Annotated in this window: 16 protein-coding genes; 2 read left to right on the top strand and 14 right to left on the bottom strand. The window is 36.6% G+C overall.

Annotated elements, in window-relative coordinates; genetic code table 11:
- Nucleotides 1–4: 4 nt before the first annotated feature.
- From BLT04_RS13845 to tsf, 5 genes are all read right to left on the bottom strand, one after another.
- Nucleotides 5–3,406: a T9SS type B sorting domain-containing protein gene (locus BLT04_RS13845; RefSeq protein ID WP_089756364.1), complete on the bottom strand. Its 3,402-nt coding sequence runs from the start codon at nucleotides 3,404–3,406 to the stop codon at nucleotides 5–7.
- 114 nt (nucleotides 3,407–3,520) lie between these two features.
- Entirely contained in the window at nucleotides 3,521–6,343 is a 2,823-nt protein-coding gene (locus BLT04_RS13840; protein WP_089756363.1) for a T9SS type B sorting domain-containing protein, read from the bottom strand.
- 135 nt (nucleotides 6,344–6,478) lie between these two features.
- A complete protein-coding gene (locus BLT04_RS13835; RefSeq protein ID WP_089756362.1) occupies nucleotides 6,479–9,559 on the bottom strand; it encodes a T9SS type B sorting domain-containing protein in 3,081 nt (1,026 codons plus the stop codon).
- Nucleotides 9,560–9,638: 79 nt separating this feature from the next.
- The gene (locus tag BLT04_RS13830; RefSeq protein ID WP_089756361.1) at nucleotides 9,639–12,983 is read right to left on the bottom strand and encodes a T9SS type B sorting domain-containing protein; all 3,345 of its coding nucleotides are present in this window, start codon (nucleotides 12,981–12,983) and stop codon (nucleotides 9,639–9,641) included.
- A 202-nt stretch (nucleotides 12,984–13,185) separates the two neighbouring features.
- Nucleotides 13,186–14,013, bottom strand: coding sequence for a translation elongation factor Ts (gene tsf, locus BLT04_RS13825; RefSeq protein WP_089756360.1), 828 nt, complete (start codon nucleotides 14,011–14,013; stop codon nucleotides 13,186–13,188).
- Nucleotides 14,014–14,158: 145 nt separating this feature from the next.
- Between tsf and BLT04_RS13820 the strand changes: the two genes are divergently transcribed.
- A complete protein-coding gene (locus BLT04_RS13820) occupies nucleotides 14,159–14,875 on the top strand; it encodes a DUF6759 domain-containing protein (RefSeq protein WP_089756359.1) in 717 nt (238 codons plus the stop codon).
- A 63-nt stretch (nucleotides 14,876–14,938) separates the two neighbouring features.
- Here the strand turns inward: BLT04_RS13820 and BLT04_RS13815 are convergent, their stop codons facing one another.
- Together BLT04_RS13815 and gltX are read right to left on the bottom strand one after the other, a co-directional pair.
- A complete protein-coding gene (locus BLT04_RS13815) occupies nucleotides 14,939–15,895 on the bottom strand; it encodes an acetyl-CoA carboxylase carboxyltransferase subunit alpha (RefSeq protein ID WP_089756358.1) in 957 nt (318 codons plus the stop codon).
- A 49-nt stretch (nucleotides 15,896–15,944) separates the two neighbouring features.
- Nucleotides 15,945–17,450 carry a glutamate--tRNA ligase gene (gltX, locus tag BLT04_RS13810; RefSeq protein WP_089756357.1) on the bottom strand — a complete coding sequence of 502 codons (1,506 nt, stop codon included), beginning with the start codon at nucleotides 17,448–17,450 and terminating at the stop codon, nucleotides 15,945–15,947.
- Nucleotides 17,451–17,571: 121 nt separating this feature from the next.
- Between gltX and BLT04_RS13805 the strand changes: the two genes are divergently transcribed.
- The gene (locus BLT04_RS13805) at nucleotides 17,572–17,916 is read left to right on the top strand and encodes a phosphomannose isomerase type II C-terminal cupin domain (RefSeq protein ID WP_170828480.1); all 345 of its coding nucleotides are present in this window, start codon (nucleotides 17,572–17,574) and stop codon (nucleotides 17,914–17,916) included.
- A 73-nt stretch (nucleotides 17,917–17,989) separates the two neighbouring features.
- Here BLT04_RS13805 and BLT04_RS13800 read toward each other — a convergent pair whose 3' ends face one another.
- The 7 genes from BLT04_RS13800 to BLT04_RS13770 are packed head-to-tail and all read right to left on the bottom strand — an operon-like array spanning nucleotide 17,990 to nucleotide 24,685.
- Nucleotides 17,990–18,874, bottom strand: coding sequence for a hypothetical protein (locus tag BLT04_RS13800; protein ID WP_089756355.1), 885 nt, complete (start codon nucleotides 18,872–18,874; stop codon nucleotides 17,990–17,992).
- A gap of 22 nt (nucleotides 18,875–18,896) precedes the next feature.
- The gene (locus BLT04_RS13795) at nucleotides 18,897–19,760 is read right to left on the bottom strand and encodes a glycosyltransferase family 2 protein (RefSeq protein ID WP_089756354.1); all 864 of its coding nucleotides are present in this window, start codon (nucleotides 19,758–19,760) and stop codon (nucleotides 18,897–18,899) included.
- Nucleotides 19,757–20,968 (bottom strand): glycosyltransferase, encoded by a 1,212-nt coding sequence (locus tag BLT04_RS13790; RefSeq protein ID WP_089756353.1) that lies wholly within the window; start codon nucleotides 20,966–20,968, stop codon nucleotides 19,757–19,759. The genes BLT04_RS13795 and BLT04_RS13790 overlap by 4 nt, the downstream gene beginning before the upstream one ends.
- Before the next feature lie 4 nt (nucleotides 20,969–20,972).
- On the bottom strand, nucleotides 20,973–21,920 hold the full coding sequence (locus BLT04_RS13785) for a WaaS/CpsH family glycosyltransferase (RefSeq protein WP_089756352.1): 948 nt from the start codon (nucleotides 21,918–21,920) through the stop codon (nucleotides 20,973–20,975).
- Entirely contained in the window at nucleotides 21,917–22,906 is a 990-nt protein-coding gene (locus BLT04_RS13780) for a hypothetical protein (protein WP_089756351.1), read from the bottom strand. The genes BLT04_RS13785 and BLT04_RS13780 overlap by 4 nt, the downstream gene beginning before the upstream one ends.
- A 32-nt stretch (nucleotides 22,907–22,938) precedes the next feature.
- Nucleotides 22,939–23,919: a WaaS/CpsH family glycosyltransferase gene (locus BLT04_RS13775; protein ID WP_089756350.1), complete on the bottom strand. Its 981-nt coding sequence runs from the start codon at nucleotides 23,917–23,919 to the stop codon at nucleotides 22,939–22,941.
- Nucleotides 23,920–23,923: 4 nt separating this feature from the next.
- Complete coding sequence (locus BLT04_RS13770) at nucleotides 23,924–24,685, bottom strand: glycosyltransferase family 2 protein (RefSeq protein ID WP_089756349.1); 762 nt, start codon at nucleotides 24,683–24,685, stop codon at nucleotides 23,924–23,926.

Genomic DNA, 24,685 nt, shown 5'->3' with positions numbered 1-24,685 from the left:
TCACTTATCGATGTTTTACCAACAGCCAGCTTGTATATTTTACGCTGGTAGTACCACCGAATTCAGACCAGGTGATAAAATACCAGTAAGTTGCTGTGCTTACAGGTCTTCCGCCTAAAGTTCCGTCCCAGGTAAATCTGTTGGTAGGCGTTCCTCTGAAAATTTCTGCTCCGTATCGGTCAAAAATTCTGAACACAATATTTTCATTGTCCATTAACGCGGAATAATCAATGTTGTCATTGTAACCGTCGCCATTTGGAGTAATCGTATTAATTAAATTGATAATCACAAAAGGTCTTTCCACAACCTTACAGTTTTTGGTGTCTCTTACGTACGCAATATGATTTCCGCGCGGTACATTGTAGAAAACACCGGACGTCTGCCAGTTTATGCCGTCCAAAGAATATTCATAAGGTGGTGTACCTCCTGCAGCGCCTATGGTCACTGTACTTCCGTTAATTTCTATAGAAACAATCGATGGAAGCGGAGAGGCAATAACATTTACATATTGTCTGTACACACAGCCTCCATAGGTAAGATCTACCCAATAATTTCCAGCGGGAACATTGGTAATCGAAGATGTTGTAGCACCTGTGCTCCATAAATAACTCTCAAAATTCGGTCCAGCATCCAGTGTTGTTTTTGCTCCCGGACAAATCTCTTTATCGACAAGAATACTTGAGCTTTTCGGAGCTTTAATGGTGATATTGATTGAGCCGATTTCAGGACAAACTCCATTTTTTTCAAATCTTATATAAATAGTCTGGGTTCCTGTAAGGTTAATAGGATTATTTAAAGGTGAAACATCATTCTGGGCATCAGCCAAACTTCCGTGGAACGTATAAGTTACAAGCGGATCTATTGTAAACTGACTGATAAACTGTGCCAGATCGACCTGTTTGATGCCATCCAGATCATCATCACACACACTTGTAATGACAGATGTTTTAATCAGCTGGATTTTTGCGCCGACACTGAAGTTTAAGGCTTTAATAACCGGCTGACAACCATCCGGAGAATCTACTCTGATGTAAATCGTGGTTGCGGCGGTATACGACCAGTTATTCGGAAGTGTATTGGTATTTCCTGCCGTAGCGTCTGCTAAAGAGGCATAATATCTTACATTTACAAAATAAGCCGGGTTATTGAGAACAATTTGAGTAATATCGGATAAAGTGATATTTACGGTTCCGTCTACATTATCATCACAAAATACCCCATTGTAATTATCAACGACGATCGCAAGATTATATAAATTAAGGGTAATTTCCGCAATGGCTTTACACCCACCAACATTATTTTTTACGACAGCATAAACAATGGTTCCTGCCGGAGCCTGATAAGTTGTCGGTGTAGAAATAAGGGCAGCAGCATTTTCGTTTTGGGCATCTAATAAAGTAGGATAATAGGTAATCGTTACAGGATTGTTATTCGTAACGTTTGCCGTTGTTAAATTAAAAGTGCCCTGTCCGTTTATGTTACAGGCATTTAAAGTGACATTTGTAACAATTAAAGCCTGAATATTAATGGTAACCGTTACTGTTTCACAATCAGGAAAATCCGGATCATTTCCGCAGAAAGTGTACGTAAATGTGTCAGTTCCTGTGGTTCCCGGATTGGTTACGGTGTATGTTATTACTCCTGTTGTTGGGTTAATGGTTGCCGTTCCCAACGTTGGCGGCGTTACAATGGCTACAGTTGAAACAACTGGAGTCTGTGTAGAGCTGCTGAATGTCGGTGTAATAATTTTATCTGTACAGACATCATATATTTCATGGGTAAGCCTTGTACAGTTTAAAACTTTATATTGTTCTGAAACCAAAGGCGCACAGCTTCCCATCGTAACCGAACACGTATAATATCCGGGTTGAGTTGGTGTGTGGCTTGATCCGGTAGCTCCCGGAATCAAATTTCCGTTGACGTACCATTGATAGGTATCATAAATAATAGGGTCTACCGTCAATATAATTCCGGGAACACAATCTCCTCCCGATTTTAAAATAACAGGCTGAGTCGGGAATCCCGCAAAAAAGCCACCATATCCTACAGCGTCACTTCCTGCATTAATTCCGGCGGTAATTGCTTTATCGGAAACAATAGTAAGAGTTCCTGTTACATTGGGAATTCCGTAAGTAACCCAATTATTGGTTCCGGTCATGCTGAAAGGTCCCGTTGCTGCAGGCGGAGTAACACCATTTACGGTAACATTCGCGCCTCTTTCCGTAATAAGATTAAGCTTTGTAGGAATGGTAAGAATTCCCGTAGGATTATTATTTGAATGAACAAAATTTTCATTAATAAACCCTAATTCATTGATCTGTTTGGGTAAGTAACAGTTTAAAGCCGGAATAAAATTAAAACCTCCGGTCGCAATTTCATTGGTTGTATTAGAATCTCCGGCCAATATCTGATAAACGTAAGCGTTCTTTGAGGTTCTCAGATATAAATTCGCATGGGTTGTGCTTTGAATTGCATATTTTGAATCAGGAACTACAAAATACTGCCCGGTATTGATTGTTGCAACAGGCGGAATTTCATTGTTAACAAAAATCTGCGTATTGTCTTCGGTAGCAATGACGATGGCACCTTCCATATGGGATCCGATGCGGCCATTTCCTTTTACAAGAGCAAATTCACTTCCCAGTCTTTCAACCGGAACAGACTGATCCATTAAAATATCAGAGCTGCCCGGGAAATTTCCTGCATACTGGCCGTTAAAATTTCCGTTGGTAACGTTGATAGGCTTGTTGGCTGTAATTTTAGCACCGATAAATCCGTCAAAATTTCCAGCAATATTCCCGATCCCGTCAATGATATAAGATTGGCCTTTATTTAAAGTAAAAGTAAGGGTAGGATTGGTAACGCCCGTCGTTCCGTTGGAAAACTGAACGGTCGGCTTGTATCCTGTAATCGTAACTGTCGTATTATCTTCGGTCGCCAGGATTCCCAACATAAAATTCAGAATCGAATTGGTAACACTGATCGGGGCAGATGCTGCATAAAAGGTTTTACCGGTTGAAGGTATCCCTTTTGAGGTAATAATTTCAGCATGATTAAACACCGAAAACCTTAAATTGGCATAAAAAGGAAAATCTGCTTTTATATATAAACCTTTTGAAGTAGGTGTAAATAAATCCGCCTGTTGAGTGGTGATGATATATTGTCTTAAAATATCAACTTTTTGGGGATTGTTTTTACTTATATTTACTGTAGCGATTAATACGTTATTATTATAGATGCTTACCGGAAAAGGGGTCGTTCTATTGGTAGACAGATATAACTTCTGGTAGGGATTGGGATTTCCGGTTCTGTCAACCATAGGTGCAAACCAATGCTCCCTATCCAATTGAGCAAAAGTAGAGGCGAATATTGAAAGTATAAACAGAAAAGATAGAATTTTCTTCATTCAGGACTAGCTTATATCACAAATTTAATAATAAAAAGTAGTAATGCCTTGAAAAAATAATAAAAAAACCACGATTTTGAGATCGTGGTTTTCTGTGTATCCATTTTATTAAGATTATTCTCTGTTTTTAACTAAAATCCAGCCTGTAAATTTAATGGCGGTCTTCTTGTTGGTTGGCTCGTTCCAGCTCACATCGTACCAATAGCTTCCTGTAGAAATTTTTCTCCCATTCATCATGCCGTCCCATTGGTAGTTGTTTAATTTATTTCCCTGATGGATTTTACTTCCGTATCGGTCATAAATATTGAAAACAAGGTTAGGCTTATGCGCTAATGCAGAATAATCGATCACATCATTTACTCCATCTCCATTTGGCGTGATGACGTTGATCAGATTAGGAATGGTGATTTCAACATTTATAGGCTCACAGTCATAGGCATCTTTTACATAAACGATTCCGTCACCTCTTGGTACTTCATTAAAGACATTAGAATCCTGCCAGTGAATATTATCCATTGAATATTGATAAGACGGTGTTCCGCCGGCTGCTGTTACGGTAACTGTATTGTTTGTAATATCAACATTGGTGATGACAGGCTGCTCAGAAGCATAAACATGTACCGTTTGCTTTGTTGTACATTCCCCGGTTTTAAGATTTACCCAATAAGTCCCAACTCCTACATTTGTAATTGATTGAGTTATTGCTCCGGTGCTCCATTCGTATGCGTTAAATCCAGGCCCTGCATCCAGCGTTGTTTTATCTTCAATACAAATGATTTTATCAGTTAACACAGAAGATTTTACAGGCGGAAGAACGACAAGGGTCACTTCTGCCACTCTGTAACATCCGTTTGCATTCGATACTTTAACGTAAACGACTCCGTTGGGTGCAATATATGCGGTAGGATTTGTAATTTCGTTGGTTCCGTTAACCGCATCTGTCGGAGATGGATAATATTTTTTGGTAATACCAGGTTCTACTGTTACTCCTGCAGCGGTAAGATTAAATAAGGCAGTTACAGGATTGTCTTCAAGAAAACAAGATCTTAAAGTAGCCTTATTCACAACCGGACTTGATGAAACGGTTAAATTAACTGTTACCTGCTCACAATCAATGAATTCGGGAGCATTTCCGCAGAATTTGTACACTAAAGTATCGGGCCCGAAATATCCCGTATTCGGAGTATAATTAATAACACCTGTTACCGGGTCAATTGTAGCTGTACCATTTGTTGGAGGTGTTACAATAGTCACTGTGCTCGGCACATAAGCCTGATTTGAATTGGTAAATTCCGGAATAATTGTCTGATATCCTTCACAGACCGTCAGCGTTTTTACAGATTGTTGCAGACATGTAAATACTTTATAAACAGGGGTAACTGCTGGCGGGCAAGATCCTACTGTAATTCTCACCGTATAATTGCCGGCCTGAGTCGGCGTATAAGTATTGGTTGTAGCTCCTGCAATCGGATTTCCGTTTAAATACCATTGATAAGTCTCAAAACTGTCATCCACCTCCAGAATAATTCCCGGAATACATTCTCCGGTTTGTTTTGCAATAACCGGAATTGAAGAGAATCCTGCAAAATAGCCGCCATAACCTGCTGTGTTATAACCGCCATTTACTCCGGCGGTTACTGCTTTGGTAGAGGTAATTGTTACGTTTCCTGTAATCCCCTGAATGGCGTAAGTTACCCACTGTGTATTTCCTGTAAGCGGAAAAGGGCCTTGCGCGGGAGTTGGAGTTACGCCGTTTATTGTTACTGCGGCACCTGCTTCTGTAAGGATATTTAATTTTAAATCTACAGCACCTGTAAAGGTTGGCATTTCGTTGATTCTTCCGATCTCATCGATTTTTCTGGGTAAAAAACAGTTCAATGGCGGAATATAATTGTAACCCCCGGTGTTATTTGCTGATCCTGAACCAACTAATTGATATAAATAAACATTTTTAGTTGTACGGACATAAATATTAGAATGGCCTCCTGCCTGTGTTGCGTAAGCGTTTGCTAAGATTCTGTAATATTCACCTTCATCAATTTGGGCAACCGGAGTTGTAGAATTGTTGATATAAATATCAGTATTATTTTCTGTAGCAATGATAATTCCGCCCTCCATATTGCTGGTGCTGGTGGAAATACTTTTTACCATGGCAAATTCATTTCCAAGACGTTCCAACGGAACAGACTGGTCCATAATCAGATCAGACCCGTCAGCTGATGTTGTGGTTGCATAAAACCCGTTGGCATTACCATTCGTAACGGATATGGGCTTGTCTGCATCAATTTTAGCTCCGATAAAACCTGTCTGGTTGGCAACAATGTTTCCAAGGCCCGCAAGAATGTAAGACTGTCCTTTATTTAAGGTAACAGTCATTGTCAACGGCGGAGTGGTGTTGTTAATAAACGAAATATTCGGATCATACCCTGAAACGGTAACATGCGTGTTGTCTTCAGTTGCCATGATCCCGGTAGTAAAGTTGTTGGAACTTGAGCTTACCGTCATAGGGGTTGCCGCAGCATAAAAATGCATACCGATTCCGGCCTTTCCTTTGGATGTTACGATCTCACCGTGAGAAATATTGTACATTCTAAGAGATGCAAAATAAGGTCTTTCCCCTTTTGTATAAACTCCTAAATTAGTAGCAACGGCCGCGCTTGAAGCTGCCGAGGTTCTAATATACTGAGCCCCCAAAGTGAAAACCTGTGGATTGGTTTTGCTGATTGTTACGGTTCCGATCACAACATTATTGCTATAAATTTTTACCTCAAACGGTGTAATTGCATCTGTGGAAAAATATAAAGCGTGTGCATAATTGGTAGCAGAAGTTGATGAGCTGTCAAAATACGGCGCAAACCAGTGATCTGTATCCCGTTGTGCCAAAAGTGTATTGACTGCAAAAAGCATCAATACGAAAGATAATAGAATTTTTTTCATAGAATAGGAATTAGGATTATTACAAAAATAAGAGAATATTTTATATTTGAGAAAGTAATTCCTAAAATAGCCTTGTTTATATAGCAAAAAAACCACGATTTTATAATCGTGGTTTAAAATTTTATCTAAAGAATGTTAGTCTATGTTTTTCACTAAAATCCATCCTGTATATTTAATTGGAGTTTTTTCTTTGTTTGGTTCGTTCCAATTAATATGATACCAGTAGGTTCCGGTTACTATTTTTTTGTCATAATGTTTTCCGTCCCATCTGTAGTTGTTGAATTTATCTCCGGTAAATATTTTGTTACCGTATCTGTCGTAGATTACAAATATAAGATTGTCTTTGTAAGATAATTCGCTGTAATCGATGTAATCATTTTTGTTGTCACCATTTGGCGTGATTGCATTAATCAGATTAGGAACAGTTACTTCTACATCAATCGGTGTACAATTATAAGAATCTTTTACATAAAATGTATGCTGGCCTCTTGAAAGCCCTGTGAATACATTTGAATCCTGCCAGTTTACAGTACCGTCTACAGCATATTTGTAAGGCGGTGTTCCTCCGTTTACGATCACTGTTGCTGTATTATTTGAAATTTGAATTTCAGTAATTACAGGGTCCATAGCTTTTTTAACGCTTACAAACTGTTTAACAAAGCAGCTGTTGTCTTCAAGAATTACCCAATAATCTCCAACAGGAACTCCCTGGATAGACTGAGTCGTTGCTCCTGTGCTCCATTTATAAGACTGGTAACCAGGTCCTGCATCAAGATTTGTTCTTGAATCGATACAGATATATTTGTCAACCAATAATGGTGATCTTTTAGGCGGAATTACCACTAAATTGATCTTAGCAATCGCATAACAGCCATTAGAATTGAATACTCTTACATAAACAGCTCCGTTTCCGGAAATATAGTTGGTAAGAGGTGTTATGATTTCGTTTGTTCCGTTACTTGCGTCCGTGAAAGTAGGGAAATATTTCTTCGTAACCGGAGTTTGAGAAGTTACGTTTGCAATCGTTAAATCAAATTCAGCTTTAGTTTCATTGTCTTCAAGGAAACACTCACTAAGAGTCGCTTCATTTACAATCGGAGTAGGATAGAAATCTAAAGTAATTTTAGCATTCCCCGTACAGCCTTCAGAAGTTGTTACTTTTACATAGACAAATCCTGCAGCGGATAAATAATTGGTCGGATTAAAGATTTCATTCGTTCCGGCATTAAGATCTGCTAAAGTAGGATAGAATTTCTTTGTTGTAGGGTTATAATTTGTAACATTAGCGGTTGTAAGATCAAAAAATCCTTTTCCGTTGTACTGGCAGGCATAAATCGTTCTGTCTGTCAGAGTAAATGGAACTACCGTTAAATTTAAAGTTACCTGCTCACAGTCGATAAATTCAGCGGCGTTTCCGCAGAACTGATAAACAATTGTGTCCGGTCCTAAATATCCAGGTGTTGGAATATAAGTAATTTGTCCTGTTGTAGGGTTTACCGTTGCTGTTCCGTGGCTTGGAGCCGTGATAATTGTTACGGTGCTCGCGACAGGAGTTTGTGTAGATGATGTGAATGCAGGTACGATTACTTTCGTAGCACATGCATTTAATGCTGTAGTGGTTTGTTTTATACAGGTAAATACTTTGTAGATAGGGGTAATTGCAGGCGGGCACGTTCCCATTGTAACTTTTACCGTATAATTTCCTGCCTGTGTTGGTGTATATGTATTTGCTGTAGCTCCAGGAATGATAACACCATTCAGAGACCATTGATAAGTTTCAAAACTGTCGTCTACTTCAAGTACGATTCCCGGAACGCATTCTCCGGTTTTTTTTGCAATTACAGGAACTGAGGAGAATCCTGCAAAATAACCGCCATAGCCCGCTGTGCTATATCCTCCGTTTACACCTGCTGTTACTGCTTTGGTCGAAGTAATGGTGAGATCTCCGGTTACTCCTGTAAGAGCGTATGTTACCCATTGGGTATTACCTGTAAGAGGATAAGGCCCTTGTGCGGCAGTGGGAGCAACTCCGTTTACAGTTACGGCAGCGCCAGCTTCTGTAAGGATATTAAGCTTCAGGTTGATAGCTCCTGTATATGTTGGCATTTGATTGATCTTGCCGATCTCATCAATTTTTCTAGGTAAGAAACAGTTCAATGGCGGGATATAATTGTATCCACCGGTGTTATTTGCTGATCCGGCACCGACAAGCTGATATAAATAAACATTTTTAGTTGTTCTTACATAAATGTTAAAGTGCCCGCTACCCGGAGTTCCCTGTTCAACATAAGCATTTGCTAAAATTCTGTAAAACTGACCTTCATTAATGGTTGCAACAGGTGTCGTTGAGTTATTAATGTAGATTTCTGTATTGTTTTCAGATGCGATGATGATTCCCCCTTCCATATTATCAGAACTCGTGGAAATACTTTTTACCATGGCAAATTCTTTTCCAAGACGGTCTACCGGTACAGACTGGTCCATAATAAGGTCTGATCCGTCCGCTGATCCTGTTGTTGCATAAAACCCGTTGGAGTTACCATTCGTCACAGAAATCGGTTTATCAGAGACAATTTTAGCTCCGATAAAGCCTGTCTGGTTAGCGGTAATGTTACCTTCTCCTGCCAGAATGTATGACTGCCCTTTATTCAGCGTTATGCTGATAGAGGCAGGCGGAGTGGGGTGATTGATAAATGAAACCGCAGGATTATAACCTGAGATCGTTACAACAGTATTGTCTTCTGTTGCTAAAATACCTGTTGTAAAATTATTGGAGCTTGAGCTTACCGTCATAGGTGTAGCGGCAGAAAAGAACTGTGTTCCGATACCAGCTTTACCTTTTGAAGTAATAATTTCTCCGTGAGCCGAGCTATATACCCTTAATGATACATAATACGGTTTATCTCCTTTTGTATAAAGTCCCAGATTCTTGATTGCAGCTGCATCTGCGACAATGTTTGCACGAATAAGCGCTGTCGGTACAGTAAATGTTTGGGAGCTTCCTTTACTGATGGTAACAGTACCGATAACTGCATTATTATTATAGATTTTTACTTCAAACGGTGTCGTGGAATCCGTTGAAAAATACAATGCATGCGCATATGTAGTAAAAGAACTGTCATAATAAGGTGCAATCCAATGGTCTGTGTCTCTCTGAGCAAAGAGTGTATTGATCGATAAGAGAACTAATACAAAGCTGAGTAGAAATCTTTTCATATGTTATGGAATTAGGATTTCTACAAATTTAAAATAATATTTGAGATATTGTTAATAAATTATAAAGAAAGTTTAAAATTTAGTCACGATTCTTAATTAAAATCCATCCCGAATACGAAACTGGTAATTTGGTATCAGGCTCGATCCATTTAAGTATATACCAATAAGTTCCGGTTGATAAAGGCCTTCCCATCACCTTCCCGTCCCATGTATAAATTTTATCTGCAGATTTGTAAACAGGTGCTCCGTACCGGTCAACAATTTCAATAGAAACATCTTGTTTTATTCTTAAATCAGAATAATTTAAAATATCATTAATTCCGTCTCCGTTCGGGGTGATGGCATTAACAAGATTTAATACTAAAAATTCTTTGATGACCGGCTGGCAACCGTCTGCTCCCAACACATACACATTGTGAATTCCTCTTGTTAAACCCGTAAAAACATTCGAAGTCTGATAATCAATCCCGTTTAAAGAATATTGGTAAGGCGGCGTTCCTCCTGAAACAAAAACAGTTGCGTTGAATCCTGTAACTTCAATTTTATTAATCGTAGGAGCCTGAGCGGTCGTTACCGTTACGTTCTGACGATATATGCATCCATTAAATCCTAAATCTACATAATAATTTCCTGCACCCGCAAGAATCGTCTGAGTGGTAGCTCCTGTATTCCAAAGATAGGACGTGAAGCCTGCACCTGCATCTAAGGTCACTTTTTCATCCGAACAAACGACCTGATCATGAAGCTTGTCTGATTTTTTTGGAGTTTTAAGATTAATATTTAAAACACCTGTATTCGGGCATTCTGTATTGCTTGTAAATCTTACATAAAATGTTCCGTTAGCGTTGATGAGCTGATTCGGAGAAATTGCATTGGTTCCTGCCTGAGCATTTGCCAATGAAGTATAGAATGATAAAATGACACTGGGATCGGTTGTAAATAAATTTTTATAATCATTAAGATTCACATTTTCAGAACCATTGATGTCGTTATCACAAATATCAGTCGTTACCGTACCGGAAAGCAGAGTGATCCTGTTTCCTATCTTAAAATTAATTTGTCCAAAGGCGGCGGGACAGTTTCCTGTGAGTGCATCTACTCTTATATACACAGTGGTATTGGCGGTGTACGTCCAGTTTGCGGGTAACGTATTGCTATTTCCGGCGTTAGCATCAGTTTGATTTAAATAATATCTTACGTTAAAATTTGCTGCATTCGTTACAATCTGTGGAGAAATAGTGGAGAAGCTTACATTGACAGTTCCGTCAAAATTATCATCACAAAGGGTTGCATTATAATTGGTTGTATTGATATTCGGAGCGGGAGTCGTTGTTAAATTTATCTGAGCCGGTTTCGGGCATCCGTATTGTGAAGTTACATTGGCATAAATTGTTCCTGCCGGTCCGCTGTACGTTGCAGGAGCTGTAATTTGCCCCGTCAGATTGGCATTGGTAAAATAAGTAACCGTAGTTCCCGGGTCCGGAGAAAGGTTTGTTGAGGTTAAATCAAAAGTTCCGTTTCCGTTTGCTCCTGCGCAGGATGTAAGGGAAGCGTTATTTACCTGTAAAACATCAATATTAATGATAATTTTAAAATATTCAAAATCAAAAGGATTGCCGTTTCCCTGAATATAATAAATAAATGTATCCGTCGTATCGTTTGTCAATCCCGGATTCGGAGTATAAATGATTTGTCCTGTTGCCGGATTTACCGTTGCCGTTCCTGAAGTTGGTGCAGAAATAATACTCGTCTGTGAAGGCGTTATCGTTTGTGTTGATGCTGTAAAAGCCGGAGTAATCACTTTTGTGTTACAAGAGCCAATATTGTAAGTCGTCGTCGAAATAGGCGGACATAAAGTATAATTATAAGCTGCTGTTAATCTTGATTCGCAATTATTTTTAGTAATTAAACAAGTGTAGGCTCCGGCTCCGTATAATTCAGGATTGATGGAATAGGATGTAGCCCCCGGAATCGGATTTCCATTTAAATACCATTGATAAGCATCATACGTATTGTCAACCTGAAGCAGAATTCCGGCGTAGCAATCGCCTGTTTTTGTAATTGCCGGAACCGAAGAGAATCCTGCGAAATATCCGCCATAACCAACAGCGCCACTTCCTGCAGCAATTCCTGCGGTTACAGATTTTGTTGAATTTACAGTAATAGTTCCCGTTACACTCGGAATTGAATACGTTACCCAATTCGGATTTCCCGTTACAGGATAAGGTCCGTTGGCAGCTGCAATCGAATTCCCGTTTAACGTTACCGTTGCGCCGGTTTGCGTGATAATATTAAGTCTTGTGCCAAAAGTTTGCGAACCGATTTTATTAATAAATCCGATTTCATCAATTTTATTAGGCATAAAACAGCTTAAAGGCGGGATAAAATTCATTCCGCCGGTAGGATATTCATTTCCTGTAGAAACACCGGCCAATAATTGATATACATAAATATTTTTCGTTGCCGAAATGCTCATGTTGTAATTATTGTTTCCGTGATTGATATAGCTGGTGCTCGGAACCATATAATATTGCCCCGCATTAAGAATAACGGGTGTAATGTTTCCGTTGATGGTAAGTTGTGTATTGTTTTCTGTAGCAATAACCAATGCTGTTTCCATTTGGGAAGCAACGGTGCCGTTTCCTTTTACGACCACAAAATCTTTTCCTAATCTGTCAACCGGAACTGCCTGATCCATCAATACGTCATTATTCGTAAAATTCATATTGGTGTAAACGCCGTTGAAATTTCCGTTGGTAACAGAAATTGGTTTTGTGGCAACGATTTTTGCGCCGACTAAACCATCTAAATTTTGGAAAGCATCACTGCTTACAACATCCATAATATAGGATTGCCCTTTGTTAAGAGTGACTGTTTTTGTAGGAGTCGAAGATCCGTCAGAGAAAATAACATTCGGATTGTATCCTGAAAACACAACCGTTGTGTTGTCTTCAGTTGCTGTTACGCCAATCATTGAACCGATGAAATAATTTGATCCTGTATTGGGAACTACCCCTGCATAAAAAGTCGTTCCTAAGCCTGCCAGACCTTTAGAAGTAATGATTTCAGCATGGTTTTGAAGTGAAAAACGATAATTTGCGAAGAATTTTTTAGAACCTTTCACATATAATCCCATTGAATTCGGCGTGAATAGCTGATTCTGATCCGGAGTTATTAAAAAACCATTAGGAATCGGGACCTGTAAAGGATTGCCCTTGCTTACCTGAACTGTAGTATAAAGAGTATTATTATTAAAAATCTGCACCGGAAACGGAGTGGTTTCGTTCGTCGATAGATATAAATATCCTTCAAGATTAACGACTCCGGCTTTCGCTGACATGGGAGCAAACCAGTGGTCGGTATCCAATTGTGCATTAGCGAATAAACAAAGAAAGGTGCAAACAGCTAGTAAAATTTTTTTCATGTTTATTAATAAGGGGTGCAAATGTAAGTATTAATAATCAAAATATTACACGGTTTTTTACTATAGAATTGTTTTATTTGTTAATTTGTTGAAAATTTAATAATTTTTTAATATTAAGAATAAATTCATAATTTGGTGAAATAAAATAAAAATCCCGATGAAAAAATTTCACCGGGATTGATATTTTTGTTTGAAAGATTAATTAAGCTAGGCTTACTCTTACAAATCCTGTTACTTTTAGGTCTGCGTTTACAGATTTTACATAATCAGCAACAGACATGCTGTTGTCTTTAATGAAATCCTGGTGCACCAATGTATTGTCTTTGTAGAATCTCTGCATTTTACCTTTCAAGATATTATCGATAATATTTGCAGGCTTACCTTCTTCAGTAAGTTTATGTCTTTCGATTTCTAATTCTTTATCGATAGTCTCCTGAGAAACAGCATTTTCATCAAGAGCAATTGGGTTCATTGCAGCAACCTGCATAGAAACAGACTTGGCAGCTTCGTCGGCTCCGTCTACTTTAGCAGAAAGAGAAGTGATGGCAGCGATTTTGTTTCCTGCGTGGATGTAAGCACCTAAGAAAGGCCCCTGGATTCTTTCGAATGCACCGATCTCGATTTTTTCACCGATAACCCCTGTTTGCTCGATTAATTTTTCAGCAACAGTAAGCCCGTGGAAATCTGTAGCTAAAAGCTCTTCTTTAGTTGCCGCGAAAATAGCCATTTCAGCCAATTCGTAAGCTAGCTCGATGAACGCTTCGTTTTTAGCAACGAAATCAGTCTCACAATTTAAAGAGATGATCGTACCCAACGTGTTGTCTTCGTTTACTCTGGCAATTACAGCACCTTCAGCAGATTCTCTGTCAGCTCTGTTGGCAGCAACTTTTTGTCCTTTTTTTCTAAGGATGTCTACCGCTTTTTCGAAGTCTCCTTCAGCTTCAACTAGCGCTTTTTTGCAGTCCATCATACCTGCACCTGTTTGGTTTCTCAATTTTGCTACGTCTGCAGCAGCTGGTGTATAAGACATAATATCTATTATTTTTTATATTGTAAGATTAGTATTAATTTTTAGCTTAATTTTAAAGCTGTGCAAAGATAATGATTTTAATGATAAACTAAAAAATGACTTTTCACGTTATGTACTTATTTAACGATTTTTAAATGTTTAATAGATGAAAAAAATATTCCTGATCCTATTTTTATGCATATTTACCCTTGGTTTTTCTCAAAAAAAGAAAAAAGCCAAGTCAAAAGCCATCGTGGAGAAAGAAACCATGATCATATACACCGAGCAAGATGCCGAAATTTCTAAAGAAGCAAGAGTGATTGCCGGTTTTCTAAAACAAAATCCGGGGCACGCCAGAACCGATTTTTTCAAGAAAAGGCTCATAGAAATCATTATGGCAGATAATTCCCCTGAAGCAAAACCTACCATTACCCCATTAAGTAAAAACGAAGTGGCAAAGATTACCAACAATTCTGAGCTTAATAATTCTAAAACTTTCGCTTCAAATACAAAAAATACAGCGACAACGCCGGCAAGAACGGTAAATTATGCTAGCGTAGGAAGTGTAGGAACTTCAAGCAAAAAATCTGAGCCCAATGAAAAAAGTAAGCGCACTGCTGCTTTATTGACTCATATGCTAAACAATGATCCGTCGGATAAAGATGCTTACATTAATATTAAAAACAGATCAAAATGTAATTTAATTGTAAAAATAAGTGGTAAAAAATATTATAATCTGGATGTTCCCGCAAACGGAGAAAATTATCTGATGGTAGATAAAGGCGAATATGTTTTAACAACAATGGTTTGTGATGCCAAATATTCTTCGTTGAAAAAGATTAATAAAGATATTGAGATTGAGCTGAATCTGAGAGATGATTGATAAACTTGGATATTAACGAAACGAAATAAAAAACGGTTAAGAAATTTCTTAACCGTTTTATTTTTATCCTTTAAACTGGCCCATCGCAATAAATTTATCTTGTCTTTGGGTTTCAAGTTCTTTGCCTGTGAATTTTGAAAAAGCTTTAATGTTTTGTAAAATTGAAGCTTTCAAATTTAAGTAAGTCGTTTCCGGATCATAATGTGCGCCACCAAGTGGTTCTTCGATGATTCCGTCAATGAATTTTTCTCTTAAAGCGTCTTTTGGAGTAAGGTTTAATGCGTTGGCAGCATCTTCTTTGTGATCCCAGTTTCTCCAAAGGATTGATGAGCAGCTTTCCGGTGCGATTACGGTGTACCACGTATTTTCCAACATGTATACTTTGTTTCCGACACCGATTCCTAATGCGCCGCCACTTGCTCCTTCACCGATAATATAAGTGAAGATCGGCGTTTTAAGCATTGTCATTTCAAAAATATTTCTTGCAATGGCTTCTCCCTGACCTCTTTCTTCAGCCTCCAGCCCAGGATATGCTCCCGGTGTATCAACCAAAGTTATTACAGGAATTCTGAATTTCTCAGCAAGCTTCATTAGTCGTAAAGCTTTTCTGTATCCTTCAGGATTCGGCATTCCGAACCTTCTGTGTTGTCTTTCTTTGGTTGTTCTTCCTTTCTGAGTACCTATAATCATTACTTTTTGACCGTCTAATGTCGCTAAACCACCAATTAAAGCGGGATCATCAGCGAAATTTCTGTCACCGTGAAGTTCCAGGAAACTTCCTTTGTCTACCATTCCGTTGATATAGTCTAGTGTATAAGGGCGATCCGGATGACGCGATAGTTGTACTCTCTGCCAAGGCGTAAGGTTTCCATAGATTTCTTTTTTCTTCTCTATGATCTTGTCCTCAATCTGGCTGCATGCTAATTTTACATCAACACCACTTTCTTCTCCTACTAAAGAGCATGTCTGGTATTGCTCCATTAATTCTTGTATAGGAAGTTCGAAACTTAAATATTCCATTTCTTGAAGTAAATTAAATCTTTCAAATTTATGAAAAATTATGGGAATTCTATTTAAAATTATTTATAGCATTGTGTATTCTGGAGATACTTTCTTCTTTTCCAATAAGTTCCAGAATATCGGGAACGTCCGGACCTTTCAATTCTCCAACCAGTGCCAGACGTAAAGGCATCATCACTTTACCCATTCCCAAGCCTTTATTTTCCGCAAAATCATGCACAACCTGCTTTACGTTTTCAGCATTAAATTCAGCATTTTCTAAATTTGAAGCTAATTCACCTAAAATGGCAGAAGTTTCATCATTCCAGGCTTTTTTTGATGCTTTTTCATCATAAGAAGTGGGTGCTTTGAAGAAAAATTTTCCGTTTTCGTAAATATCTTTCGGGAAAGTGGCTCTTTCTTTCATCAAATGAATGATTTTCAGCAATTTTCCGTCTTCAATATTTAAATTTAAATCTGAATTTTTCAAAATCTGAAGTAATTCTTCATCAGATTTTAGCTGAATATATTGATGGTTGAACCATTCTGATTTTTCTTTACTGAATCTTGCTCCTGCTTTATGCACTTTATGAAGATCAAATTCTTTAATCATATCTTCCAAAGGCAAAATTTCTTTATCATCGGCAGGCGACCAACCTAATAATGCCACCATATTAATGAATGCATCAGGAAGATAGCCGTTTTCTCTGTAACCTTTAGAAACAACGCCTGTCACAGGATCTTTGAAGTCCAGCGGAAACACGGGAAACCCGAATTTATCACCGTCTCTTTTGCTTAATTTTCCTTTTCCTTCAGGCTTTAAAATCAATGAAAGGTGCGCAAATTGTGGTGATTCCCAACCCATTGCTTCATACAGTAATTTGTGTAAGCCTAAAGACGGCAGCCATTCTTCGCCACGAATGACGTGAGAAATTTCCATTTCGTGATCATCGATGATGTTGGCAAAATGGTAGGTTGGCATTCCGTCGTTTTTTACCAAAACTTTATCGTCTAATGTATTGGTATTCACAGAGAATTTCCCGCGGATGATGTCTTCAAGATTTAATACTCTGTCAATCGGCATTTTAAATCTTACGACATACGGTGTTTTTTCAAGCAATAATTTTTCAACTTCCTCTTCAGAAAGTGCAATGCTGTTTCTCAAACGGTTTCTTGTTTTGTTATCATAAGAAAAAACGTCTCCTTTTGCTTCAAATTCAGCACGGATGGCGTCTAATTCTTCTGCGGTATCAAAAGCGATGTAAGCGTAATCTGTTTTTAAGATCTGCTCTGTATATCTGTCGTAAATATCTCTTCTTTCCGATTGTCTGTATGGAGCGAATTTTCCTCCTTTTTTAGGACTTTCATCAGCGATGATCCCGCACCATTCAAGGGCTTCTTCGATGTATTCTTCTGCTCCTTCCACGTATCTTGCCGTGTCTGTATCTTCGATTCTCAATACAAACTCACCTCCTTGGTTTTTAGCAAAAAGATAATCATATAATGCGGTTCTTACGCCTCCCAAATGCAAAGGTCCGGTAGGACTTGGAGCAAAACGTACTCTTACTTTCTCCATTTCAATTAAAATTTTGATGCAAATTTACTTAAAATTATGTGTTTTAAGGAGGTTTAATGTCTTGGTTATTGGCTTTTTTGATTTGAATATCTACATTTGTATAATTAATAAAAAGTAAATTATGTTAGAAATCGGAGAAAGACCTTGGGGGAAATATTTTGTACTGGCCGATGAGCCGAATTATAAATTAAAGAGAATTGAAGTTGATCCGGGTCAAAAGCTTTCTTACCAGTATCATCACAAAAGACAGGAACAGTGGACGATCGTTGAAGGCGATGCCACAATTGTTCTGGATGATAAAGAAATAAAATTAGCTTACGGAGAAAGTATTTTTATTCCGCTTGGCGCAAAGCACAGAATGATGAATCTTTCTGATAAGCCTGTGGTTTTCATTGAAGTACAGACAGGAACTTATTTCGGAGAAGACGATATTGTGAGGATTGATGATGAGTATGACAGAAGCTAAAAGATAAATACAGCAAAAAGCAAAGGTAGTATTATGCTACCTTTTCTATTATATAGTAATGTAATTAATGAATTTAAAAAAAGCCTTTGATCCGCATTTTTATTTTTTTTGTAAAAGACAGGTTCAGATGTAATTCTTTTTGGGGGTATTTTTTTGAAAATAAGGAAATAAACTCATCGATATTTTTAGATGGGAAAAAAGATAGTTCTTTCCATAATGATTTGTATATCGGATGAAAATCTTTAAATTCTGAATAATTAGATGCATTCAGTTCCTTCCATAGATCGAGGAATTTTGAAGTATCGAAGTCATTTTTATGTCCCCAGTTATTAATTTTTTCTACAATTTCCTCTTCGTCTCTTGCCCAGGATTGATGGATTAAATAATAATCTAACGGAAGAGTACGGCCTTTATTCGTAAGCCTTGCGTATTCATATTTTGGATAATTGGTGATAAGCATACACTTTTCGTCAAAAGGAGTAATCACAAAAAAACCTTCTTCGTTTTGTTTAAAAAGAGTGACAAAATTTACCTGAAAATTAATAGGATTCTTTTCCGGCTTTTTTAAGAGAAAACTGTTATTTCTTAAAAATTGAGTTATTTTTTTGAAGTCGTACGCATATTCATCGCCGTCTATTTGTATATGCCATCCATCCAGACCCAGCTTTTCCGCCATCATGTTTCTTTGTCTGGTTTCAAGTTCCATAGGCTGCATTCCGGGAACGTAGAACTTATCTTTGTAAAATGTAATCTTATTATCAGAATCAATTTTTTTAATATCTGTAAAAAAGCTCTCCGGAATAAAAACATCATTCCCTGCCCAGGTTTTATGATCGGCATCATAGCTTATCACGATACTGTCAACCTCATGATAAATCTGATTGACAGATGTAAAAATATAAGAATAATCATAGGATAAAAGATAACCCGCTTTGATCATATTTTTGTTTTTGCCCATAATGCGTAATAAACTTAAATCATTATAACTTTGAATAAATCCCGTCTATAATACCTTTGGTATATGCTTTTGCTAAAGAAAAATCTCTTCTTTTAAAGGCTTTTCTTGCCAGTTTCCATCGTTCTTTTTTTACATATTTTATATTTCCGTTGTATAGGCGGCAAAGCCAAAATCTATTTCTGGTCATATAATATTCGTAAAAACTTCCCTTTTCGCTGTAAATATTAAAAGCGGATACAGTTGTATTGACCGCTAATTTCCATTTTGTTTTTTTTAAAACTCTTAAACACCACTCAGATTCTTCATAATACATGAAAAATTTTTCGTTCATGAATCCTACTTCATCCAAAAGCTCTTTTCTGAACATAAAAACACTGCCGTCAACATAATCTATTTGATAATTATACGGTTGGCTTTGCGCGTCAGATTTATTTATGTTAAAATGTACATGTTCTCCCATAAAACCTTTTTCAGGATGCAATAATCCACCATCTGAATAGATTTTATTTTTGTCATTTCTATAACATATTCTGGGACCAACAACACCAATATCGGATTTTTTCTGTAAATCTTTATATAATGTTTCTATAGTTGCAATATCTATGTCAATATCAGGATTAAGCAGTAAAAAATACTTTTTCCCATCTTTTATAGCCTCTTTTATGGCCAGATTATTACCGTATGCATAACCTCCATTTGTATCACTTACAATAAAATTAATGTTTTTTTGTAATCCGAATTCTGCAATTTTATCTTTATCTCCGGAATTATTATCTACAATGTAGATCGATTTTACGGGACAATTTTGACTCAACAAAGCGTTTACTTCTCTTGATGTATCTTCAAAAGAGTTGTAATTCAAAATAATTATTGCTAAATCTTTCATTGCAGCATTTCAAAAATTTCTTCTTTCTGAGCTTCGATAGAAAAAGGATAAATCGCTTTTTCTGAATTGTAGTGAAGGGTATTCCAGGTTGATTCGCTGGTGCAGATTTCAATGATATTATCTGCGAATTTCTGATAATCTTCGTTTCCTGAAATCAATGCGGTCACTCCATTTTCCAGGAACATTCCTTCTGCGCCGATCTCGGTTGTCAGTACAGGAAGTGTGTATTCCAGGGCCTGTCCGATCTTACCTTTCACGCCCGCGCCAAATCTTAAAGGCGAAACGGAGGCAAAACATTTTTCGTAATAAGGAATAATATTTTCTACAAAACCTGCGATTTCAAACCTTTCAGAATTCATTTTTTCAATATGCTCAGGAGCTTCCGAACCGATGATTGTGATTTTTAAATCAGGCAAAACTTTCCAAACCAAAGGCATGATATTGTTGTATAAAACTTCAACGGCATCTACGTTAGGATCGTGTAAAAATGTACCAATAAAGAAAATTCCGTCTCGTTTTTCGAAAGGCGGCATATCTTCCGGCTTTACTTTTAAATTATGAACATTGCTCACTGTAAATAATTTTGACTGATCTACAAAAGCCGTCATAAATTCTTTTTCTTTATCACTGATTACCGCAATTTTGTCGGCTTGCTTACAAAGTTCGGTTTCAATATGTTTATAATGAATGAGTTCCTTTGCTCTTACTTTGTCGTATTTAATTTCAAGACCTCTTTCCATTCTCAGGTAATGAATGTCAACCATATCATAAATAATTTTCGCTTTTGGAGCTTTTTCTCTGAAAAAATTTAAATAATGCTCAAAAAGTTCAGGTCTGTGGCACCACACAAAATCAAGCTTCGGAAGAAGCGTGTTAATGAAATGCTTTTTACCTTTCATAATGCCATATTTACCTATGAATGGTGTATAAACGATGACATTGTGGTCATTTAAGTTTTTAATATATTTTTTTGATTCTACTTTTGGAATTGCTTTTCGCCAATCCATAAGATAAACATTGTAATATTTTGCTAAGAATTTCGCGATTTCCGTAATTCTGTTTGATGCAGAATCTTTGTCAAATGTAGGAATCTGGCTGTCTACAATAAGTATATTTTTTTTATTTTCATCAGGAATAATGGCCTTCTCCGATAAAGGATAATGATTTTTTAAATAAATATAATTTTTTATTTTTCTCTTGATACCCATGTTCTTATAATTTGAATATTTTCTTTGTAAAAGTCTCTACCGTATATTTTTTTATAATGTCGGGAGAAATTTCTACATCATCTAACTCCAGGAAATTTTTAATTTCATCAGGATGCAAATTATTGCTGTCTATGACCAACATATTATTTGGATGGTAAAAATCGTAATTTTTTACCGAAATATTAGTTGTTATTAATTTTTTTCGATATCCCAAACTTTCAAAAGTCCTGAAAGACAATCCTTTCTGATCCTGTCTCTGAATATCGATCATGGCTTTCGACTGTGAAATCAGTTTTTTTGTTTCCTTAAGTGAAAGATATTCTGTGGTTGAAATTAAATGCGGATACGACAATTTTTCAAACCAAAACAGGACAAAATAAATCTTGAAACCCGCTTCAAATAATTGCGTTGAAACCGTGTTGATTTCATCAATTCTGGAATCATAAGATGAAACGTTGAAAATATCATATTTTATTTCTTCAGGTTCTATTTGCTGATCGTAAATAAAATTAGATGTTTCAATAAAATGATATTTTTCTATATCTTCTTTTTCGTACGAATAGATTTCGTCAAAAAAATGAGCTATTTCGAGTTGTTTTGGATATTTTTTACAGCTGTCATAAAAATAAGCGATAAAAGTTTCTGTGTTTTGTTTTAATTCCTTTAATAAAGAAACTTCCAACATGTCTGGCCTGATCACAAAAATAATATCCTGTTTTTCCTTGATCTGCTGTAAAACCTGTTGGGCAAAATATTTTTTTTTGATATTGCTTCCGAATAATTTAGTGATTCCGTTCCGGATTTTCACAAAAATATTGGGATAAGTATATTTTATAGTATCAGTTTTTATGTCTGTTACCTGAATATTTTCATTGGATTGAAGCTCCTGAACGACAAAATCAATATAACCGTACGCAAAAGGATAAATTAATGTAATTTTCTTTAACGTCATTTTTTAAATATTTCTTTCAGTTTTTCTTCAAATGCAATTTCCTCGTTCAAAACCATTTTTTTATAGGTTGTAAATTGAGGAATATGGTCTGAATAATTTTCTAAAACATCTTTAATTTTTGCAATAATTTCAGGAATTTTACTTTCACTGAAACTGAATTTATAATCCTCAGGAATCATTAAATCTTCATAAAAAGCAGAAGATCCGTTTTTTCCGGAAATGATGCAGCAATCCTGTGATACAGACTCGCGCAGCATTTTATCTCTTCCCGGGTTTTCACCGAAATCTACATACAGTAAAGATTTTGCCATCAAATCCTGTATCTGGCCGGCATTCATATTCTGAATAGGAACCCAAGTGAGTTCCGGTGAAGCTTTAATTAACTGAGAGATTTCTTTTTTTCCTTTTCTGGGATTGTACAAAATTGTCTTATTGGTAAGATCTTTTTGTATCGCTTCTTTATTGGCTAAAAAGCTTGGATTAATATAATCACAAACAAAATCTATCTGGTTGGCAGGAATGCCGTGATCTTTGAGGTAAACGGAAGATCGGTAAGACTGCGCCCACTGAAAAACATTAGGCAAATGCTCAAAATAATATTCCCGGTCTTTTTGCTGGTAGAATAATTTTGTGAAAATGCTTTGTCTTTTTATTCTGTGATCCATTAAAATTTTATAAAAATCTACGCTCAGCCACCAGATTACTTTTTGGCTTTTGGGGTGTTTTTTTACTAAAAAAGTCATGGATTCCGGGATGATCAGAATATTTTCTGCTGTGTCTTCAACACTATCTATCTCATTGGTTTGATAAACATTATAATTGATAGGTTTTGCATTTTTTCTCTGAGGAATGTAATGCATAAACACATTTTTAACCTCAAGATGATATAATTTATCGGCTAATTGATGTAAAGCTTCGGGCCCTCCCGTAACACTGTTTGGGGGACAGAAAATAATGATTTTTGATTGGTCGGAATATGTAATCATGAGGCTAAATTCTAAAATATATTACGAGGCATTCAGCGTAATTTAAAAACTACATTTACCCAGTTGTCAAGCGTGTATTTGTAGTAAACATCATCAGGAATTTTTTGATAAGGCAGCTCAAAAAAAGATTTGTCAAGATTACTGCAGGTCTCGTTTAAAACCAAAATATTGTTTGGATTGTAAAAGTCGTAATTTTTAATGTATTCATTATCAGTAATGATCTTTTTTTCCAGCGCCATGGCTTCAAATACCCTAAAGCTCAGCCCATGCTGGTTTTCCCTGGTAAGATCCAGTAAAGCTTTTGAATTTTTATAATATTCAGGAAGCTTTTCGTGGCAGATCTTTTTAATGCTGAAGATAATATTAAGCTGTTCGGGAACGGTAATAAAGATGTTTTTCAGTTGATGTTTCCAGCCTTTTTTTCCAATGACCATAATCTGGAATTTAAGCTTCAGGTCAATTAATCTTTTTGCCAGTAATTTGATAAGTGAAACCCTTTTATTATCGTAAGAAGTAATATAAAAAAGATCCATTTGAGGGTTTTGGTCTTCACTTTTCTGATGGGGAAGATAAATATAATTGGTTAATTTTTCAAAATCATTTCTTTTGCTGTCTGCAATGTCAAAGGAAAAAATTTTATCAAAAAGAATTAATTTTTGCTCTTCTACAGCAAGCCTGTCAAGGCTGTCGTACAGATAGGTAATCAACCGGTCGGTATATTTTCTTATTTTTTCTAATGTTGCCAGATCAAAAGTGTCGGGATTTAACACCAAAATCTGATCCTGATGTCCTAAATTTTCGAGAGAATCTAAAACGAATTTCTGTCTTTTCTCCGTTTTCAGGTTTTTATTGAGAAAAATTTTGCTTACGGCATTCGTCGCCCTTTCACTAAAATTAGAATGCGTTACATCGCCTATTTTAATGTGATGAGCGTTGATACCTTTTGCACATAAAGCTTCTACAATATGCTCGTCATACCCCCAAAAATCGAAACTAATTACACAAATCTTCATTCAATCAATTTTGCTCCTTTTTTAATGATTCATATGTTTCAAAAACACTTAATGACTGCAGATACGAAAGCTGATAGCCTTCTTTTCCGTCTAGAATACCTAAACGCAAAATGTATGCCTTAAAGAATTTGAACGCGGTTTTGGAGTATTGCGTCAAAGAACTGAATTTTTTTCCTTTTGAAGCCAGTTCCTGCCCTTTTAAAACTCCGTAATGAATCATTTTTTGCTTGTAAGATTCATAATCACTAACGGAAAAATGCAGCAGTTTATTTCTTAATTCACCGATTGTACCATGTACTTCCAATGTTTCATGCACTTTTTTCTCTGAAATATATCTTGCTTTTGATCTTCTGAAAAGCCTGAAATTTTTATCAGTCTGCGTCCCTGAATAATTGATGGGTTTTCCGGCAAAAAAGAACTTTCTGTAAAAGTAATAAGCATCTTTTTTATAAGGCCTGTTTAGCTTTTCGATGATTTCACTTCTCAGTTGGGGCGTAATTCTTTCGTCGCCGTCGAGAAACAGAACCCAGTCGTTTTTTGCATGATCCAGCGCAAAATTTCTTTGTTTTGTAAAATCTTCAAATTTATTCTGAATAATTTTTACATTGGGAAAGCTCTGCGCTATTTCCAGTGTTTTATCAGTGCTGAAAGAATCAATGATGATAATTTCATCACAGAAATCAAAACATTCGAGTACTTCCCGGATATTTTTTTCTTCGTTAAATGTTATGATTAGGCCACTAACTTTCTCAGTGAGTTCAGGCAT

Origin of the sequence: Chryseobacterium soldanellicola (assembly GCF_900100115.1) — a bacterium.
Taxonomy (GTDB): Bacteria; Bacteroidota; Bacteroidia; order Flavobacteriales; family Weeksellaceae; genus Chryseobacterium; species Chryseobacterium soldanellicola.
The sequence above is the reverse complement of the archived record's forward strand: the minus strand, read 5'-3'. Positions and strand labels throughout refer to the sequence as shown.

What these genes read in the sequence shown, in the direction of transcription:
- BLT04_RS13800 (WP_089756355.1), bottom strand. Translation starts at nt 18,874, where the DNA reads ATGGGCAAAAACAAAAATATGATCAAAGCGGGTTATCTTTTATCCTAT.
- BLT04_RS13790 (WP_089756353.1), bottom strand. Translation starts at nt 20,968, where the DNA reads ATGGGTATCAAGAGAAAAATAAAAAATTATATTTATTTAAAAAATCAT.
- BLT04_RS13775 (WP_089756350.1), bottom strand. Translation starts at nt 23,919, where the DNA reads ATGAAGATTTGTGTAATTAGTTTCGATTTTTGGGGGTATGACGAGCAT.
- BLT04_RS13770 (WP_089756349.1), bottom strand. Translation starts at nt 24,685, where the DNA reads ATGCCTGAACTCACTGAGAAAGTTAGTGGCCTAATCATAACATTTAAC.
- tsf (WP_089756360.1), bottom strand. Translation starts at nt 14,013, where the DNA reads ATGTCTTATACACCAGCTGCTGCAGACGTAGCAAAATTGAGAAACCAA.
- BLT04_RS13785 (WP_089756352.1), bottom strand. Translation starts at nt 21,920, where the DNA reads ATGACGTTAAAGAAAATTACATTAATTTATCCTTTTGCGTACGGTTAT.
- BLT04_RS13835 (WP_089756362.1), bottom strand. Translation starts at nt 9,559, where the DNA reads ATGAAAAGATTTCTACTCAGCTTTGTATTAGTTCTCTTATCGATCAAT.
- BLT04_RS13820 (WP_089756359.1), top strand. Translation starts at nt 14,159, where the DNA reads ATGAAAAAAATATTCCTGATCCTATTTTTATGCATATTTACCCTTGGT.
- gltX (WP_089756357.1), bottom strand. Translation starts at nt 17,450, where the DNA reads ATGGAGAAAGTAAGAGTACGTTTTGCTCCAAGTCCTACCGGACCTTTG.
- BLT04_RS13815 (WP_089756358.1), bottom strand. Translation starts at nt 15,895, where the DNA reads ATGGAATATTTAAGTTTCGAACTTCCTATACAAGAATTAATGGAGCAA.
- BLT04_RS13845 (WP_089756364.1), bottom strand. Translation starts at nt 3,406, where the DNA reads ATGAAGAAAATTCTATCTTTTCTGTTTATACTTTCAATATTCGCCTCT.
- BLT04_RS13840 (WP_089756363.1), bottom strand. Translation starts at nt 6,343, where the DNA reads ATGAAAAAAATTCTATTATCTTTCGTATTGATGCTTTTTGCAGTCAAT.
- BLT04_RS13795 (WP_089756354.1), bottom strand. Translation starts at nt 19,760, where the DNA reads ATGAAAGATTTAGCAATAATTATTTTGAATTACAACTCTTTTGAAGAT.
- BLT04_RS13780 (WP_089756351.1), bottom strand. Translation starts at nt 22,906, where the DNA reads ATGATTACATATTCCGACCAATCAAAAATCATTATTTTCTGTCCCCCA.
- BLT04_RS13830 (WP_089756361.1), bottom strand. Translation starts at nt 12,983, where the DNA reads ATGAAAAAAATTTTACTAGCTGTTTGCACCTTTCTTTGTTTATTCGCT.
- BLT04_RS13805 (WP_170828480.1), top strand. Translation starts at nt 17,572, where the DNA reads ATGTTAGAAATCGGAGAAAGACCTTGGGGGAAATATTTTGTACTGGCC.